Annotated in this window: 15 protein-coding genes; 10 read left to right on the forward strand and 5 right to left on the reverse strand. The window is 73.0% G+C overall.

From position 1 onward, the window contains the following. Positions 1–31: 31 nt before the first annotated feature. Positions 32–928: an SDR family oxidoreductase gene (locus tag ACQEVM_RS13290; RefSeq protein WP_433078215.1), complete on the reverse strand. Its 897-nt coding sequence runs from the start codon at positions 926–928 to the stop codon at positions 32–34. A gap of 50 nt (positions 929–978) precedes the next feature. Beyond that, entirely contained in the window at positions 979–2,112 is a 1,134-nt protein-coding gene (locus tag ACQEVM_RS13295) for a hypothetical protein (RefSeq protein WP_433078217.1), read from the reverse strand. Positions 2,113–2,376: 264 nt separating this feature from the next. On the opposite strand from ACQEVM_RS13295, the gene ACQEVM_RS13300 reads away from it, so the two are divergent. From ACQEVM_RS13300 to ACQEVM_RS13325, 6 genes are all read left to right on the forward strand, one after another. Then, positions 2,377–3,354 (forward strand): NADPH:quinone oxidoreductase family protein, encoded by a 978-nt coding sequence (locus tag ACQEVM_RS13300; protein WP_433078219.1) that lies wholly within the window; start codon positions 2,377–2,379, stop codon positions 3,352–3,354. Further along, on the forward strand, positions 3,351–4,538 hold the full coding sequence (locus ACQEVM_RS13305) for an acyl-CoA dehydrogenase family protein (RefSeq protein ID WP_433078221.1): 1,188 nt from the start codon (positions 3,351–3,353) through the stop codon (positions 4,536–4,538). The genes ACQEVM_RS13300 and ACQEVM_RS13305 overlap by 4 nt, the downstream gene beginning before the upstream one ends. Then, positions 4,535–5,695, forward strand: coding sequence for an acyl-CoA dehydrogenase family protein (locus ACQEVM_RS13310; RefSeq protein WP_433078223.1), 1,161 nt, complete (start codon positions 4,535–4,537; stop codon positions 5,693–5,695). Before ACQEVM_RS13305 ends, ACQEVM_RS13310 begins: the two co-directional genes overlap by 4 nt. A 21-nt stretch (positions 5,696–5,716) precedes the next feature. Next, positions 5,717–6,052 carry a hypothetical protein gene (locus ACQEVM_RS13315; RefSeq protein WP_433078225.1) on the forward strand — a complete coding sequence of 112 codons (336 nt, stop codon included), beginning with the start codon at positions 5,717–5,719 and terminating at the stop codon, positions 6,050–6,052. Between the two features lie 61 nt (positions 6,053–6,113). Further along, positions 6,114–6,476, forward strand: coding sequence for a tyrosinase family oxidase copper chaperone (locus ACQEVM_RS13320; protein ID WP_266952512.1), 363 nt, complete (start codon positions 6,114–6,116; stop codon positions 6,474–6,476). Between the two features lie 16 nt (positions 6,477–6,492). Further along, positions 6,493–7,356, forward strand: coding sequence for a tyrosinase family protein (locus ACQEVM_RS13325; protein ID WP_433078227.1), 864 nt, complete (start codon positions 6,493–6,495; stop codon positions 7,354–7,356). A gap of 75 nt (positions 7,357–7,431) precedes the next feature. On the opposite strand, the gene ACQEVM_RS13330 is transcribed toward ACQEVM_RS13325, so the two are convergent. After that, entirely contained in the window at positions 7,432–7,719 is a 288-nt protein-coding gene (locus ACQEVM_RS13330; RefSeq protein ID WP_433078229.1) for a chaplin, read from the reverse strand. Positions 7,720–8,072: 353 nt separating this feature from the next. Between ACQEVM_RS13330 and ACQEVM_RS13335 the strand changes: the two genes are divergently transcribed. After that, positions 8,073–9,518: a carboxylesterase/lipase family protein gene (locus tag ACQEVM_RS13335; RefSeq protein ID WP_433078231.1), complete on the forward strand. Its 1,446-nt coding sequence runs from the start codon at positions 8,073–8,075 to the stop codon at positions 9,516–9,518. Positions 9,519–9,526: 8 nt separating this feature from the next. Here the strand turns inward: ACQEVM_RS13335 and ACQEVM_RS13340 are convergent, their stop codons facing one another. After that, positions 9,527–10,936 (reverse strand): alpha/beta hydrolase-fold protein, encoded by a 1,410-nt coding sequence (locus tag ACQEVM_RS13340; protein ID WP_433078233.1) that lies wholly within the window; start codon positions 10,934–10,936, stop codon positions 9,527–9,529. A gap of 262 nt (positions 10,937–11,198) precedes the next feature. On the opposite strand from ACQEVM_RS13340, the gene ACQEVM_RS13345 reads away from it, so the two are divergent. The 3 genes from ACQEVM_RS13345 to ACQEVM_RS13355 are packed head-to-tail and all read left to right on the forward strand — an operon-like array spanning position 11,199 to position 14,399. Further along, on the forward strand, positions 11,199–12,080 hold the full coding sequence (locus tag ACQEVM_RS13345; protein ID WP_433078235.1) for an alkaline phosphatase family protein: 882 nt from the start codon (positions 11,199–11,201) through the stop codon (positions 12,078–12,080). Positions 12,081–12,082: 2 nt separating this feature from the next. Further along, complete coding sequence (locus ACQEVM_RS13350) at positions 12,083–13,345, forward strand: MFS transporter (protein ID WP_433078237.1); 1,263 nt, start codon at positions 12,083–12,085, stop codon at positions 13,343–13,345. Positions 13,346–13,370: 25 nt separating this feature from the next. Then, on the forward strand, positions 13,371–14,399 hold the full coding sequence (locus ACQEVM_RS13355) for a TolB family protein (protein WP_433078239.1): 1,029 nt from the start codon (positions 13,371–13,373) through the stop codon (positions 14,397–14,399). 73 nt (positions 14,400–14,472) lie between these two features. On the opposite strand, the gene ACQEVM_RS13360 is transcribed toward ACQEVM_RS13355, so the two are convergent. Next, positions 14,473–15,159 (reverse strand): GNAT family N-acetyltransferase, encoded by a 687-nt coding sequence (locus ACQEVM_RS13360; protein ID WP_433078241.1) that lies wholly within the window; start codon positions 15,157–15,159, stop codon positions 14,473–14,475. Positions 15,160–15,706: the final 547 nt, after the last annotated feature.

Below are 15,706 nucleotides of genomic sequence, written 5' to 3' on the forward strand. Positions count from 1 at the left end.
CGGCCGCCGGGACCGTCGTGAACCGATCGGTTCACGGCCTGAACGGCCCGCGCCCCAACTGGGTGCGGATCGGCGCCACTTCGGGGTTCACCAGCGAGCGCCGCTGCCAGTTCGCACCGTCGACCACCAGCGTGTGCCCGGTGACGAAGCGGGCGTAGGGCGAGGCCAGGAAGGTCGCCGCCCAGCCCAGCTCGCGCGGCGCGCCGACCCGCAGCGCGGGCTGCCGGCCGTCCCTGTCGTCCGGAGCGGCAGTGTCCTGGCCGCCCCGGATGTCCTCGGTCATGTCCGCGTGCGGGAACAGCCCGGGGACCAGCCCGTTGATCTGGATGCCGTACGGACCCCACTCGACGGCGAGCGTCTCCACGAGGTTCTTCACACCTGCCTTGGCGGCGGCGCTGTGGGCGAAGCCCGGGCCGCCGGTCCACGCGTACGAGGCGCCGATGTTCACGATCGAGCCGGGAGTGCCCGCCGCCAGGTGGCGGCGCCCGAACTCGCGGGTCATGAACCAGGTGCCCGTCAGGGTGATGTCGACCACCGCCCGCCACGCGTTCGGCGACAGGTCCTCCGCCGGGCAGGGGAAGTTGGCGGCGGCGTTGTTGACCAGGACGTCCGGCGGACCGAACGCGGCCTCGGCCGCGTCGAAGACGTCCGAGACCCGCTCCGGGTCCCGGATGTCGCAGACGGCGGCCGCCACCCGGCCCGCACCCGGGACGGCCGCCAACTCCTTGCAGGCCGAGTCGAGTGGTGCGGCGCGCCGGCCGGCGATCACCACGTCCGCGCCGAGCCGGGCGAACTCGGCGGCGATGGCCTTGCCCAGCCCGGTGCCGCCGCCGGTCACCAGGACCACCTGCCCCGCGTAGGTTCCGGGGGGCAGGGCGGTGGCGCCGAGCGGCGGCGGCGCGGGTAGACCGCGCAGAGGGTTCTCCATGCGCCCATCGATAGCGTGTGGACGCCCAGATCGCCATGCCCGGGGCAGGCCTACCGGCCGGGCGCGTACGCCTGCCTGCTCGCGCAGGTCCAGATGACCGGCTTGAGCCTGCCCTTCGCGTTCACGGCCGCTCCGCCGACCCGGTCGTCGTCGGTGACCGCGTCGGCCGTGCTCGGCGCGCCCTTGGCGAGCCGGGGCAGCGCGAGGACCGGGCCGGAGCCGGGCCACCACTGCGCCTGGTCCTGGAGGGTCATCGACTCCGGGTGGAACTTGGCCGTGCCGACGCTCACGTTCGTCGTCGCACTGATCGCCTCGAAGGTGCCGTACGGGTGCGTGCTCAGGACGCCGGGGGAGGAACCGGGACCGGTGTGCGGGGGCGTCCAGACGAACGGCCTGTACTCGTGCCAGGGCCCCCGCCAGTCGTAGCCGACGATCCGACCGCTCTCGTCGATGTCCTGGACGTGGCTCGACTCCGGCGTGCCGCCGCCGCTGGGCGCCAGCGTGCGCGCCGGGCTCCCGTCCCCCGGCCACAGCACGGGGTGGCTTCCCTGGAGGTGCTGCCCGGTCTCGGGCACCTCGTAGTCCTGCTCGGACATCCCGAGGACGTCCCCGCGGCCGTTGATGCCGGTGACCATCTCGATGCGCGTGCCCGGGCCCGCGTCCGCCGGCACGGGAAGGTCCCGCACCTTCACGCCGTCCTTCCAGACGACGCCACCCGGCGTGCCCCGCGAGACGATGTACCCGGCGTCGTTGACGTCGGCCTCCATGTCGTACCCGTAGCCGCCGGGCAGCGTGGTGACCGCCGCGGCACCCTTCCGGTACGAGAACAGCGAGGTTCCCGCGGCGTCGTGGAGCACGCCCACCATCAGGCCGTGCCGGTTGACGGCGAGCACCCGTCCGTCGGCGTTCGGGTCGGCGAGCGGCACCTTGTGCAGGGTGGTGCCCGTCCAGTACACGGGCTTGCCACCGGACACGCCGACGCTGAGGTTCCCCGCGCCGAAGTCCAGCACCCCCTGCGTCTGAACGGAGTCCGGGTAGTAGGTGTCGGGCGTCAGCGCGCCCAGGACCCGGATCTTCGGCGTGCACGGGGCGGCGGCGGCCGGTCCGGCGGCCGTCACGAGGCCGGCCACGACCATGGCCGCCGCTGCCGCCGCCGCACCTCGTCTGATGCGCACGTTGTCCATCGGTGGAATCCCCCTGGTGATGACGGTGTGGCGCCGCCGCGCACACGGCGGCGACAGGTGTCATGTCCCCTGTGACACCTGCTTGTTGATGTTATCCCCGAGAGCCTGTTCACCGGCTGACCTCGCGCGCACGGATCCGGGGACGCGGACCGCACGGGACCCGGGTCCCGGCGGAGAGTCCGGCGGAAGTGGTTCCCAGATCCAGAAGCGACCGCTTAGTATGCCCGCGGAGCGTGGTTCCTCGACGGCGGCTGGAGGCCCCGGATGCAGGCATGGCGAGTACATACCCCCGGCGAGCCCCGCGAGGCCATGCGCCTCGAAGAGGTTCCCGAACCGATTCCCGGCGAGGGCGAGGTGCGCCTCAGGGTGCTCGCCGCCAACGTCAACTTCCCCGACGCCCTGCTCGTCCGCGGGCAGTACCAGATCACACCGCCGCTGCCCTTCACCCCGGGCGTGGAGATCTGCGGCGAGACCGAGGACGGGCGCCGCGTCATCGCCAACCCGAGCCTGCCCCACGGCGGCTTCGCCGAGTACGTCACCGCGCCCGCCCGCGCCCTGCTGCCCGCCCCGGACACGCTCGACGACGCCGAGGCCGCCGCCCTGCACATCGGCTACCAGACCGGCTGGTTCGGCCTGCACCGCAGGGCCCGCCTCCAGGCGGGGGAGACCCTGCTCGTCCACGCGGCCGCCGGCGGCGTCGGCAGCGCCGCCGTACAACTCGGCAAGGCCGCCGGGGCCACCGTCATCGGCGTGGTCGGCGGCAAGGCGAAGGTCCGCACCGCCGAGGAACTGGGCTGCGACCTCGTGATCGACCGCACGGCCGAGGACCTCGTCTCCCGCGTCAAGGAGTTCACCGGCGGGCGCGGCGCCGACGTCGTCTACGACCCGGTCGGCGGGGACGCGTACACCGCCTCCGCCAAGTGCGTGGCCTTCGAGGGCCGGATCGTCGTCGTCGGCTTCGCGAGCGGCACGATCCCCACCCCCGCCCTCAACCACGCCCTGGTGAAGAACTACGCGGTCCTCGGCCTGCACTGGGGGCTCTACGCCATCAAGGAACCCGCCTCCATCCTCGCCTGCCACACCGAACTCACCCGGCTGGCCGCCGAGGGCGCCATCGCCCCGCTCGTCAGCGAACGCGTCCCGCTCGCCGACGCCGCCGACGCCGTGCAACGCCTCGCCGACGGCGCCACCACCGGTCGCATCGTCGTGCTGCCCGCCCTGGACGGAGGGACCTCCCGATGACCACCGCCGACGAACTGCGCGCACGCGTGGCCGATCTGCTCGCCGCCCACCCGCCCGCGGACACCCCCCGGGCCGACTTCCTGCGCGCCCGCTTCGACGCCGGGCTGGCCTGGGTCCACTACCCCGAGGGCCTCGGCGGCCTCGGAGCTGCCCGCTCCCTCCAAGTGCTCGTGGACAACGAACTCGAAGCCGCCGGAGCCCCCGACAACGACCCGCGCCGGATCGGCATCGGCCTCGGCATGGCCGCCCCCACGATCCTCGCGTACGGCACCGAGGAGCAGAAAGACCGCTTCCTGCGCCCCCTGTGGGTGGGCGAGGAGGTCTGGTGCCAGCTCTTCAGCGAACCCGGCGCCGGCTCCGACCTCGCCGCGCTCGGGACCCGGGCGGTCCTCGACGAGGCCGCCGGCGAATGGGTGGTCGACGGCCAGAAGGTGTGGACCTCCAGCGCCCACACCGCCCGTTGGGCCATCCTGATCGCCCGCACCGACCCCGACCTGCCCAAGCACCAGGGCATCACCTACTTCCTCTGCGACATGCACGCCCCGGGCGTCGAGGTCCGCCCCCTGCGCCAGATCACCGGCGAGGCCGAGTTCAACGAGGTGTTCCTGACCGGCGTCCGCATCCCCGACGGCCACCGCCTCGGCGCCGTCGGCCAGGGATGGGCCGTCGCCCGCACCACCCTCATGAACGAACGCGTCTCCATCGGCGGCATGCGGATCCCGCGCGAGGGCGGCATGATCGCCCCGGTCGCCGCCACCTGGCGCGAACGTCCCGACCTGCGCACCCACGACCTCCACCAGCGGCTCCTGGAGCTGTGGGTCGAGGCCGAGGTCGCCCGCCTCACCGGCGAGCGGCTGCGCCAACAACTCGTCGCCGGCCAACCGGGCCCCGAGGGCAGCGGCATGAAGCTCACCTTCGCCCGCCTCAACCAGGAGATCAGCGCCCTGGAAGTGGAACTCCTCGGCGAGGAAGGCCTGTTGTACGAGGACTGGACCATGCGCCGGCCCGAGATCGTCGACTTCACCGGCCGTGACGCCGGATACCGCTACCTGCGCGCCAAGGGCAACAGCATCGAGGGCGGCACCAGCGAAATCCTCCTCAACATCGTCGCCGAACGCGTCCTCGGCCTGCCCGCCGAACCGCGCGACGACAAGGACCTCGCCTGGAAGGACCTGGCCCGATGACCAGCCCGCGCGCCCCCTTCGACCTGCTCTACTCCGAGACCGAGGAAGAGCTGAGGTCCGCCGTACGCTCCCTGCTCGCCGACCGCTGCGCCCCCGCGAGCATCCTCGCGCGCGTCGAGACGGACCACCCCCACGACCCGCGGACCTGGCAGACCCTCGCCGCCGGGATCGGCGCGGCCGGACTGCTGGTGCCGGAGAAACTCGGCGGTCAGGGCGCGAGCCACCGCGAGGCGGCCGTGGTCCTGGAGGAACTCGGCCGGGCCGTCGCCCCCGTCCCCTATCTGACCGCCGGGGTCCTGGCCGCGGAGATCCTGCTCGGCTGCGACCCCTCCTCCGCCGAGGTGGCCGAACTGCTGCGCCAGGTGGCCTCCGGCGAGCGGCTCTGCGTCCCCGCCGTGCCGCTGACCCTGGCCCCCGGCGCGCCCCTGCCCACCGGTGTGCGTGACACCGGCGCGGGCACCCTGACCGGCTCCGTGACCTCCGTCGCCGACGCGGCCGCCGCCGACGTGCTGCTCGTCCTCGCCGACACCGGGCTGTACGCCGTCCCCGCCTCCGAGGTCGCGCTGACCCCGCTGGTCCCGCTCGACCTGACCCGCCCGCTCGCCGGCATCACCCTCGACGGGGCCGCCGGCACCCGCCTGGCCGACGCCGCCACCGCGCGGGCCGCCGTCGCGGGCGCCCTGCTCGCCGGCGCCGGACTGCTGGCCTCCGAGCAACTCGGCCTCGCGGAATGGTGCCTGACGGAGACCGTCGCCCACGTCCGCGGCCGACACCAGTTCAACCGTCCCATCGGGTCCTTCCAGGCCCTCAAACACCGCCTCGCCCGCCTCTGGCTCGACGTGGCCTCCGCCCGCGCCGCGGCCCGCGCCGCCGCCGACGCCCTCGCCACGGGCGCCCCGGACGCACCGCTCACCGTGGCCGTCGCCCAGGCGTACTGCTCGGGCGTCGCCGTCCGGGCGGCCGAGGAGTGCGTACAACTGCACGGCGGCATCGGCATGACCTGGGAGCACCCCGCGCACCTCTACCTCAAGCGGGCCAAGGCGGACTCCCTGGCCCTGGGCACGGCGGGCCACCACCGCGGCCTGGTCGCGGAGTTCGCGGAACTCCCGGCTCCCGGCCCCCGCCCCGGGACGGCGGTCGCCGGCGCGACCCCGTGAGGTGATCACCGTCCTCGGGGCATGACCGCCGCCCTCACCCCCGCCGACCCGGCCGCGTACCGCGACGAGCTCGCCGATCCGCTCGTCGCGGTCGTCGCCGGGGGACCCTCCCTCGGCTTCCTCGCCGGACGCGACCGCGCCGGGGCCGCCGCCTGGTGGGACGGGCTGCTGCCCGCCGTCGAGGACGGCCCCCTCGCACGGTGGATCTTCCGCGACGGCGCCGACGGCCCCGTCGACGGCACGGTCGGCTGGTACCGGGAGTCGAAGGACCGAGGTCGGCACGATCCCCGACCACGCCACCGACCCGCACGGCCGGTTCCACCCCCCACCCTCTTCTGCAAGCACCCACAGGGGTGACCTCGCCCCTCGGGCCGCGTTAGTCCCCGTAGCCGCGGGACCACCGAGCGAGGGAGACCGTATGTACGCCGTACCGCCCGCACCACTCACCCGGCGCGCGCTCCTGCGCTCGGCCTTCACCGCGGCCGTGCTCGCCGGCACCGCCGCGGCCCTGGCCCCCGTACTGCGTGCCCGGCGTCCCCGCCAGACGGTGACCCCGGCCCCGCTCGCCGAGGAGACCTACCGGGGCCGGCACATCGCCGTGGACCTCGCAGGCGTCCGCATCGACGGGCGCCCGCTCCACGTCATGCGCCGCGCGGACGGCAGCTACCTGAGCGGCGTCAACCACTTCCAGTCGTACGGGACCCCCATGGAACTGGCCCGCGCGGCCGTCGACGAACTGGGCACCAATCAGCTGGCGATGGCCGCCCCCCACCACGGCTGACGGCAGGAGCCCCGCGTTGTACACCCGGCAGAACCAGAAGAACCTGACCAGCGCCCAGAAGAAGCGGTTCACGGCGGCCGTCCTGGAACTCAAGCGCAACGGCACCTACGACCAGTTCGTACGGACCCACGAGACGTACTTCGTGCCCGACCGGGATCGAAAGCTCCGCGTCGGCCACATGTCCCCGTCGTTCTTCCCCTGGCACCGCCGCTACCTCCTCGAATTCGAGCGACAGCTGCGGTCCGTCGACCCGGGCGTGTCCGTCCCGTACTGGGACTGGACCACCGACTCGAGCCCCGTGTCCTCCCTCTGGGCCGACGACTTCCTCGGCGGTACCGGACGCGAGGGCGACCGGCAGGTGATGACCGGCCCCTTCGCCCACGCCAAGGGGAACTGGACGGTCACCGTCGGCATCACCGAGGCCGCCTACCTCACCCGCAACCTCGGACGCCCGCAGAACCCGATCGCCCTGCCCACCCCCGCCGAACTCCGGTGGGCGATCGACGACCCCACCTACGACACCTCGCCCTGGGACTCCACGGCGAGCGCGGGCGGCTTCCGCAACAAGCTGGAGGGCTGGGCCGCCCCGAAGAGCGAACGCTGGCGCAACCACAACAAGGTCCACCAGTGGATCGGCGGCCACATGACCGGCGGCACGGCCCCCAACGATCCGGCGTTCTGGCTCCACCACGCCTTCGTGGACCTCATCTGGGACCGCTGGCAGCAGCGGCACCCGAACTCCGGCTACCTGCCCGCCACCCCGCTCGCCCTGGGCGACCTCCAACGCGGCCGGGTGATCGCCCTGGACGAGCCGATGCCCCCGTGGGACGTCACCCCGCGCGAGATGCTCGGCCACCAGGGCCTGTACCGCTACGAATGACCCGCCCGGCCCCACGGGGAAGGGCCCCCGCCACACGGCGGGGGCCCTTCGTCACTCGGCCGTCAGGGCAGGCGATCAGCCGCCGTAGCCCGCGGTGTGGTGCTGGGTGGTGGCGCCGCCACCCGACTGGTTGATGCAGGTGTTGCCGAACGCCGGGTTCAGCAGACCGATCACGTTGATCGTGTTGCCGCAGACGTTGACGGGGACGTGCACCGGGACCTGGACCAGGTTGCCCGACAGGACACCGGGGGAGCCGACAGCCGCACCCTGCGCTCCGGCATCGGCGACTGCCAGACCCGCACCGGCGGCGATGGTGCTACCGGCGACAGCGGTGATGGCGAATGCCTTCGCGATACGCGACATCAAGATCTCCTCGTGGGAAATGGGGGTGCCACGGAATCCGTGGCCTTTGACATGGCGTACAACGCGGAGAGGGCCGCGGGGTCACGGGCGTGACACCCACCCGGTGGCCGAACATCGCACGGATGCACCCGTGCGGGCCCTTCGCCGCCGGGGCGAACCGACCCCGGCCGCGCCCCGGTCCGCACGCCCGCGCGGCCGCCCGCGCACTCCCCGCGCGCGCAGCCGTTCGGCCGGCCGGTGGAGCCCGGCCGTGCCGGCCGGGTCACGCCTTGTCACCCGTCGCGAGGCTGTGCGACCGTGCCCCGGAGAACGGATGCAGGTGGCCGGTGCGCACGTCACCCCAGGAGGACACGATGAGCTCAGCGGGCGGTGCCCGACCCCGGGTCACGATCGGGAGCGGTGTGCTCGAAGGCCGTGCGGAGACCGACGGGACCGCCGTCTTCCGGGGCATCCCGTATGCCGCGCCGCCGGTGGGAGCCCTGCGCTTCGCGGCGCCCGCGCCCCCGGCCGGCCGGCCCGGCGTCCGCGACGCGGGCGCGTTCGGACCCACCGCGCCGAAGGTCCCCTACCCGGAGCGGTTCGCGGTCCTGCTGCCCGACCCGGACGTCCCCGGCGACGACTGCCTGAACCTCAACGTGTGGACCCCCGAGCCGACGGCCGGCGCCCGACTGCCGGTCATGGTGTGGATCCACGGCGGCGCCCTCACCCGGGGATCGACCGCCGTACCCGTCTACGACGGCGCGGCCTTCGCCCGGGACGGCGTCGTGCTCGTCTCGGTCAACTACCGGCTCGGGGTCCTCGGGTACGGGCTCTTCCCCGACGCCCCCGCCAACCGCGGCCTGCTCGACCAGATCGCCGCCCTGACCTGGGTCCGGGACAACATCGCGGCCTTCGGCGGGGACCCCGACCGGGTCACGGTGTTCGGCGAGTCCGCCGGGGCGATCAGCATCGGAGCCCTGCTCGCCGCGCCCCGGGCGGCGGGGCTGTTCGCCCGGGCCGTCCTGCAGAGCGGCGCACCCGAGGCGATGTCCCGGGACCGGGTACGTCCGATGGTCCGCAGAATGGCCTCGCTGCTGAAGGTGCCCGCCACCGCGCGCGCCTTCACCGACGTCGCCCTGCCCGACCTGCTCGCCGCCCAGGAGGCGGTCTCGCGCCGGTCGAGCCCGGTCACCGGCGGCCCCGCCTTCGGGCTCGTCGCCGACCCGGACACGCTCCCCGAGGACCCCCTGGCCGCCGTTTCCCCCGACGTGCCGCTGCTGTTGGGCTGGACCGCGGAGGAGCACCGGCTCTGGCTGGCGCCCACCGGGGCCATGCGGGCCCTGGAGCGGATGGGTCCGCTCGCCGTGGAACTGGCGCGCGTCCGCGCCGGCAAGGGCCGGGACGCGGTACGGGCCCTGCGCGCGGAACGCCCCGACGCCGGCCCCGCCGACCTCGCCGGGCACCTGCTCACGGACCGGCTCCTGCGGGACCCGCTGCGGCGCCTCGCCGGATCCCGCCGGAAGGCCCCGAGCCACCTCTACGAGTTCCGGTGGCCCAGTGGCGTCCCCGGGCTCGGCGCCTGCCACGCCCTGGAGCTGGGCTTCGTGTTCGACACCCTCCACAAGCCGGAGTCCTCCTGGCTGGCCGGGCCCGACGCGCCCCAGGCCCTCGCGGACGAGATGCACGCGGCCTGGGTCCGCTTCGCCGTCACGGGCGATCCGGGCTGGGCCCCGTGGGACGGCGAAGGCCCGCCGAAGGTGTTCGGCGGGCCGGAGCGCGAGGAGCGGGCCTCGGAGCGTGCCGTGGGCGTCACTCCCTAGGAAGGTCGTTACTCGACCGGTCCCTCCATCACCTTGCTGATGAACTGGATCGGTCCCTCGCCCATGTTCGGGACGTACGTCTTGGCGTTGTGCTGACCGTTGGGGATGACCCTCAGGCTGGTGTGGACGGGACCCTTGCCGTAGGTGGCGATGAACTTCTTCACGTCCGGCAGGGTCTTCTTGTTGTTCTCGTTGTCGCCGACCTGGAACGCCAGGTAGACGTCCGGGCCCTTCTTCTCGATGAGCTGCTTGGCGAGCAGCTCCGGGTTGTTCTCCGCCTTCTCCTTCTCGTGGCCCCTCCACAGCGAGGAGTCGGGAACGATGTCCGGGCCGGAGCAGATCGCGGCCTTGAACTTCTCCGGGTACTTCAGCACGGCCTTGAGGCTGGCGAAGCCGCCGGTGGAGGAGCCCATGTAGGCCCAGCCGTCCCTCGACTTGACGGTGCGGAAGTTCTCCCGCATCAGGTCCGGGACGTCGTCGGTGAGCCAGGTGCCCATCTTGGGCTGGGCGGGGATGTCCGACCCGTCCCAGTAGATGCCCTTGTCGTCGGGACCCGGGTTCAGCACGGGCATGGCGAGGATGAAGGGCTTGCTCTTCCCCTCGCTGTACCACTTGCTGATGCTGTTCTGGAGGCCGAGGTCGGTGCCCATCCAGTAGTTGGTCGGGTAGCCGGCGCCGCCGGGCAGGGCGATCATGACGGGGAAGCCGCTCTTGGCGAACTTGGGGTCGTTGTACTCCTTCGGAGCCCAGACCCACACCTTGCCCTTGAAGCCGGACTTCTTGCCGTCCAGCGTGGTGACGGCCACGTGCGTGCCGTCGGCCAGCGTCATCGAGTTCTTGAACTGCGCCTTCGGGCCCGTGGGCATGGACATCTTCGAGGTCGCCGGCGGCTTGGCGGCTTCCTCGTTCTTGCCGTCGGGAGCGCCTCCGAAGGAGACGTCCTTGCCCTTGTCGCTGAAGGGCGGTATGTCGAAGTGACTCATCACGAGCGCCGCGACGCCGCCGAGTGCGAGGACCGTGGTCCCCGCGATCAGCCAGCGCTTGACCTTGGATTTGCGCCGGGGCGGCTCGTCGTACGGGGGCTCGTCGTACTGCTCCCCGTACTGCTGCCCGTACTGCGGATCGGGTCCGCCGTAGGGAGGCTGCTGCGCACCGTACTGACCGTGGTGCGGAGCGCCGCCCTGGTCGCCGTAGGGGCCGCCCTGCTGACCGTACGGGCCACCCTGGCCGCCGTAGGGGCCGCCCTGCCCGCCCTGAGGCCGGCCCTGGGCGTCGTACTGCGGCTGCCCGTACGGCTGCCCGTACTGCGGCTGCCGGCCGGGACCGCCGCCCTGCTGCTGGCCGCGGGACGGCCGGGGCTGCTGCCCTTCAGGCCGATACGGCGGCTGGTACTGCGGCCCGTCGGGTGCGTACGACATCTGCGGTGGCTCTCCGGCTGCTACTGCCCCGTCGGGGCAAGTTTGACTGCTTCCGTTCGAATGATGAACGAAAGTGCTCCGAGGTTCCGCATTTTTACTTCTCTTGACCCTCGGTAGGGACGCTCATTGCCCTTCTCCAGGAAGGTGCGCGGAGTTCCCGTTCTGTTCGCCGGCCATCCCTGGCCCATGCACATGCCGCTGGGTATGGTGCGTCCGCGCCGCCGTCAGCCCCCCATGTCCGGAGGTATGTCTCGTGTTTGGCATGTCCCTTTCACGTCCTCGCCGCAAGACCGCCCTGGCCTCCGCCTTCGGCGTGACCGTCGCGGGCGCCGCCGCGTGGGCGGGCATCGCAGCCGCCCAGCCCGCGCACGCGGCCGCCCTCCCCGCCCCCGACCACGTCGTCGTCGTGGTCTTCGAGAACCACGCCTACAACCAGGTCATCGGCAGTTCCAGCGCCCCCTACATCAACGCGCTGAAGACAGGAGGCGCCAACCTCACCCAGTCCTACGGCATCACGCACCCCAGCCAACCGAACTACCTCCAGCTCTTCTCGGGCTCGAACCAGGGAGTCACCGGCGACAGCTGCTACACCCCCGGCTTCAGTTCCGCACCCAACCTGGCCTCCGAACTGATCGCCGCCGGCAAGAGCTGGGCCAGCTACAACGAGACCCTCCCCGCCCAGGGCTCCACCACGTGCAGCAGCGGCGACTACGCCCGCAAGCACAACCCCTGGTTCGCGTTCTCCAACGTGCCGACCGGCACCGCCAAGACCATGACCCAGTTCCCGACGGACTTCACCACCCTGCCCAAGGTGTCCTTCGTCGTCCCGAACCTCTGCAACGACATGCACGACTGCTCCGTCGGCACCGGCGACACCTGGCTCAAGAACAAGCTCAAGCCCTACGCGGACTGGGCCAAGACCCACAACAGCCTCCTCGTCGTCACCTTCGACGAGGACAACAGGCTCGCCGGAAACAAGATCCCGACCGTGCTCTACGGCCAGCCCGTCACCCCGGGCAGCACCTCCGCCACCACCCACAACCACTACGACATGCTGCGGACCCTGGAGGGCCTGGCCGGACTGACCACCCACGCCGGGAACGCCGCCGGCGCCCAGGACATCACCGGGATCTGGGCCTCCTGACCATGTACGTCGCGGACAGTCGCGGAACCCCCGCGCCCGCCGTGCCCCCCGAGTCACCGGCCGCCGCCCCGGGCACCCGCCCGGGGCGGCGCGCCGCGCTCGCCCCCACGGTGCTCGCCCTCGGCACGGTCAGTCTGATCACCGACGTCTCCTCCGAGATGGTCACGGCCGTCCTGCCGCTCTACCTCGTCGCCGGACTCGGCCTCTCCCCGCTCGGCTTCGGACTGCTCGACGGCCTCTACAACGGCGTCAGCGCCCTGGTCCGGCTCGCCGGGGGCCACCTCGGCGACCGCTTCGGCCGGCACAAGCTCCTCGCCGGGCTCGGCTACGGTCTCTCCGCCCTCTGCAAACCGCTGCTGCTGCTCGCGCACACCCTGCCGGCCATCGGCGCCGTGCTCGCCGTCGACCGGACCGGCAAGGGCCTGCGCACCGCCCCGCGCGACGCGTTGATCTCCCTCTCCGCGGCGCCCGGGGAACGCGGCCGGGCCTTCGGTGTCCACCGGGCCATGGACACCGCCGGGGCGCTGATCGGACCGATCCTCGCCTTCCTCGTCCTGCGTGGCGCCGCCGAGGGCTACGACGCCGTGTTCACCGTCAGCGCCTGCGTGGCCGCGCTCGGCGTGCTCGTCCTGGTGCTCTTCGTGCCCGGCCGGCGCACCGTCCCGATCCCGGCCGCCGAACCCGTCTCGCTGCGCGCCGCCCTCGGACTGCTGCGCCGCCGCGACCTGCGCCGCATCGGCCTCTGCGCCCTGCTCCTCGGACTGTGCACGGTCAGTGACGCCTTCGTGTTCCTGTTGCTCCAGCGGGCCACCGGCCTCGCGGACCGCTGGTTCGCGCTGCTGCCGCTCGGCACCGCGGCCGCCTTCTTCCTGCTGGCGCTGCCGCTCGGCCGACTCGCCGACCGCATCGGCCGCCGGCGCGTCTTCCTCGGCGGTCACCTCGCGCTCCTCGCCGTGTACGGGCTCCTGCTGACCGGCGGCGGACACCCCGCCCTGCCCTACGCGGTGCTCCTGCTGCACGGCGGCTTCTACGCCGCGACCGACGGCGTGCTGATGGCTGCCGCCGCCGACGCGGTCCCCGAGGAACACCGCGGCGGCGGGCTCGCCCTCGTCCAGACCGGACAGGCACTCGCCCGGTTCGCCGCCTCGCTCGGCTTCGGCGCGGCCTGGACCGTGTGGGGCGCCCGCCCGGCGCTCCTCGTCGCGGCCGCCCTGCTGACCGCGGTCGTCGTCGGCTGCGTCCGACTGCGGCCGGCGAACAGCTGATCCCCCCACCCCCGAAAGGCCCCCCATGACCCTCCAGCGCCGGCTCCTGATCCTCGTCTGCGCCGTCGTGCTCCTCGCCGCCGTGGGCGCGCTCGCCGTCGTACGGGCCTCCTCGCGCGCCGAGGAGAAGAACCGGACGCAGGCGGGCGGCCCCCCGGTCGACCGGGGGGAGGTTTCGCTCGACCGGGGCCGGGGCGGGGCGCGGATCGTCTTTCGGAACATGGCCTGGGGCCCGCACCGCGACGAGCTCGCCACCACCGCCGCCGGCGCGCCCGACGGCCCCCGCACCGCGTCCGGCGTGAGCTGCCTGCGCTTCCACTCCGCGGCGGGCACCGGAATCTGCCTCCAGGCCGTCAAGGGCGGGGTCCAGGACACCTACCGGGCCGTCGTCCTCGACGCCCGACTCCACGAGGTGTCCGCCCGCCCACTGGCGGGCATTCCCACTCGGGCCCGGGTCTCGCCCGGCGGCCGGTTCGCCGCCTGGACGGTCTTCGTCGGCGGTGACTCGTACGCCGGTACGAACTTCTCCACCCGGACCTCGCTGCTCGACCTGCGCACCGGCCGGTTCGACGCCTCGTTGGAGGACTTCGCCATCCGCAAGGACGGGAAGGCCTACCGGAACGCCGACGTCAATTTCTGGGGCGTCACCTTCGCCGCCGACGAACGGACCTTCTACGCGACGCTCGCGACGGGCGGACGAACCCACCTGGTCCGCGGGGACCTGGCCGAGCGGACCGTGACCACGCTCCGGGAGAACGCGGAATGCCCGTCCCTGTCGCCCGACGGGACCCGGCTCGTGTTCAAGAAGCGGGTGCCCGGCCTGTCGGCCGACGCGCCCTGGCGGCTGTACTCCCTGGATCTCGCGTCCATGCGGGAGACCCCGCTCGCCGAGGACCGCAGCGTGGACGACCAGGTGGTGTGGCGCGACGGGCGGACCGTCGTCTACTCCCTGCCCGGGGACTTCGGAGCCGACCTCTACACGGTGCCGGCCGACGGCACCGGGGCCCCGGCCCGCCTCATGGCCTCGGCCCTCGCCCCGGCCTTCCTCGACTGAAGGTCGGGACGGGTCGGGAACGAGGGGCCGGGGGGAGGCGCGGGAGACCGGGCCGGGAGCGAACGCGGGGGCGCTACGCCGGGATCAGCGTCTTGCGGCGCCGCTTGCGGGGCGCCGCGCCCGAGACCTTCAGCTCGATGATCGACCGCACGGCCGGCCACTCCTCGTCGAGGATCGAGTAGAAGGCCGTACTGCGCACCGCGCCGTCGAGGCCCCGTGAGTGGGCCCGTCGGACCCCCTCCGAGGTGAATCCGAGGCGTTCCATCGCGGCCCGCGAGCGGCCGTTGCGGGCGTCCGCGCGCAGGGAGATGCGGCGCACGCCCCAGGTCTCGAAGGCGTGGCGGAGCATGAGCAGCTTCGCCTCGGTGTTGATGCCGGTGCCCTGGGCGCCCGGCGACAGCCAGGTGTTGCCGATCTCGGCGGCGTCGGGGATCGCCGTCGCCGGGTCGCCGAACGGGACCCCGGGCACCGCGGGCCACACGAGCGGCCCCTGCCAGTAGTCGAGTTCCAGGAACCGGGTCGAACCGACCACCCGCCCGTCCGCGGCTCTGACCACGGCGAACGGGAGGGATCGACCCGCCGCCTGATCGGCGAGGGCACGGTCGATGTACTCGTGGGACGCCTGCAACCCGTGCGGTACGGGAGTGAAGGCGTAAGTCGTACGATCCTCGGCCCCGGCCATGGCCAAGGCCTCGGTGTGGTGGGGGGCGAGGGGCTCAAGCCGCACGCTGCGGCCGGCGAGGAGTACGGGTACGGGCACGGAGCCTTCGGTCCTTCTGGGCGGTGGGGTGGTTGCACAGTCTGCGCTCCTGACGTCACCCCCCGCGCAAAACGCGAGTGAAAGGCAACGGGCTGTCAGGTGAACGCGAGTGGCTCAATGTAGCCCCTCGAAGTCCTCTCATGAACCCCCTGAATGGCAACGTCGCGACCATGTTTTTCGATCACTTCCGTCCCCGGGGTCCGGGGCCCGCAATCCTGATCCACGGACAACCGTTCCACCGCCCGACACGGACCGCACAGACGGCCGGACCGGCCTCGAACCGAGGCCGCGACAGGGCCTCTGAGCTGCGAAGACGCCGGGATGGTTCGGCGCACTCGGGGAAGGCTCACACGGCCTGTCCCACAGACGATCACGCCGCGCGCCCCGACACCTCAGGGCATCGAACAGGCGGTCGTGGGCGGAGCGTCCCCGGGCGCGCGCATCGCGGCGGCGACGCGTTGCGCCACCCGGGTCGCGGGCGGGCCCGATCAGGCCCCGCGCTCCCCTCGGACGCGCGCCTCGGCGAGGTGAGTGGTCACCGGGCGAG

Origin of the sequence: Streptomyces sp. CA-243310, assembly GCF_050936775.1 — a bacterium.
Lineage (GTDB): Bacteria > Actinomycetota > Actinomycetes > Streptomycetales > Streptomycetaceae > Streptomyces.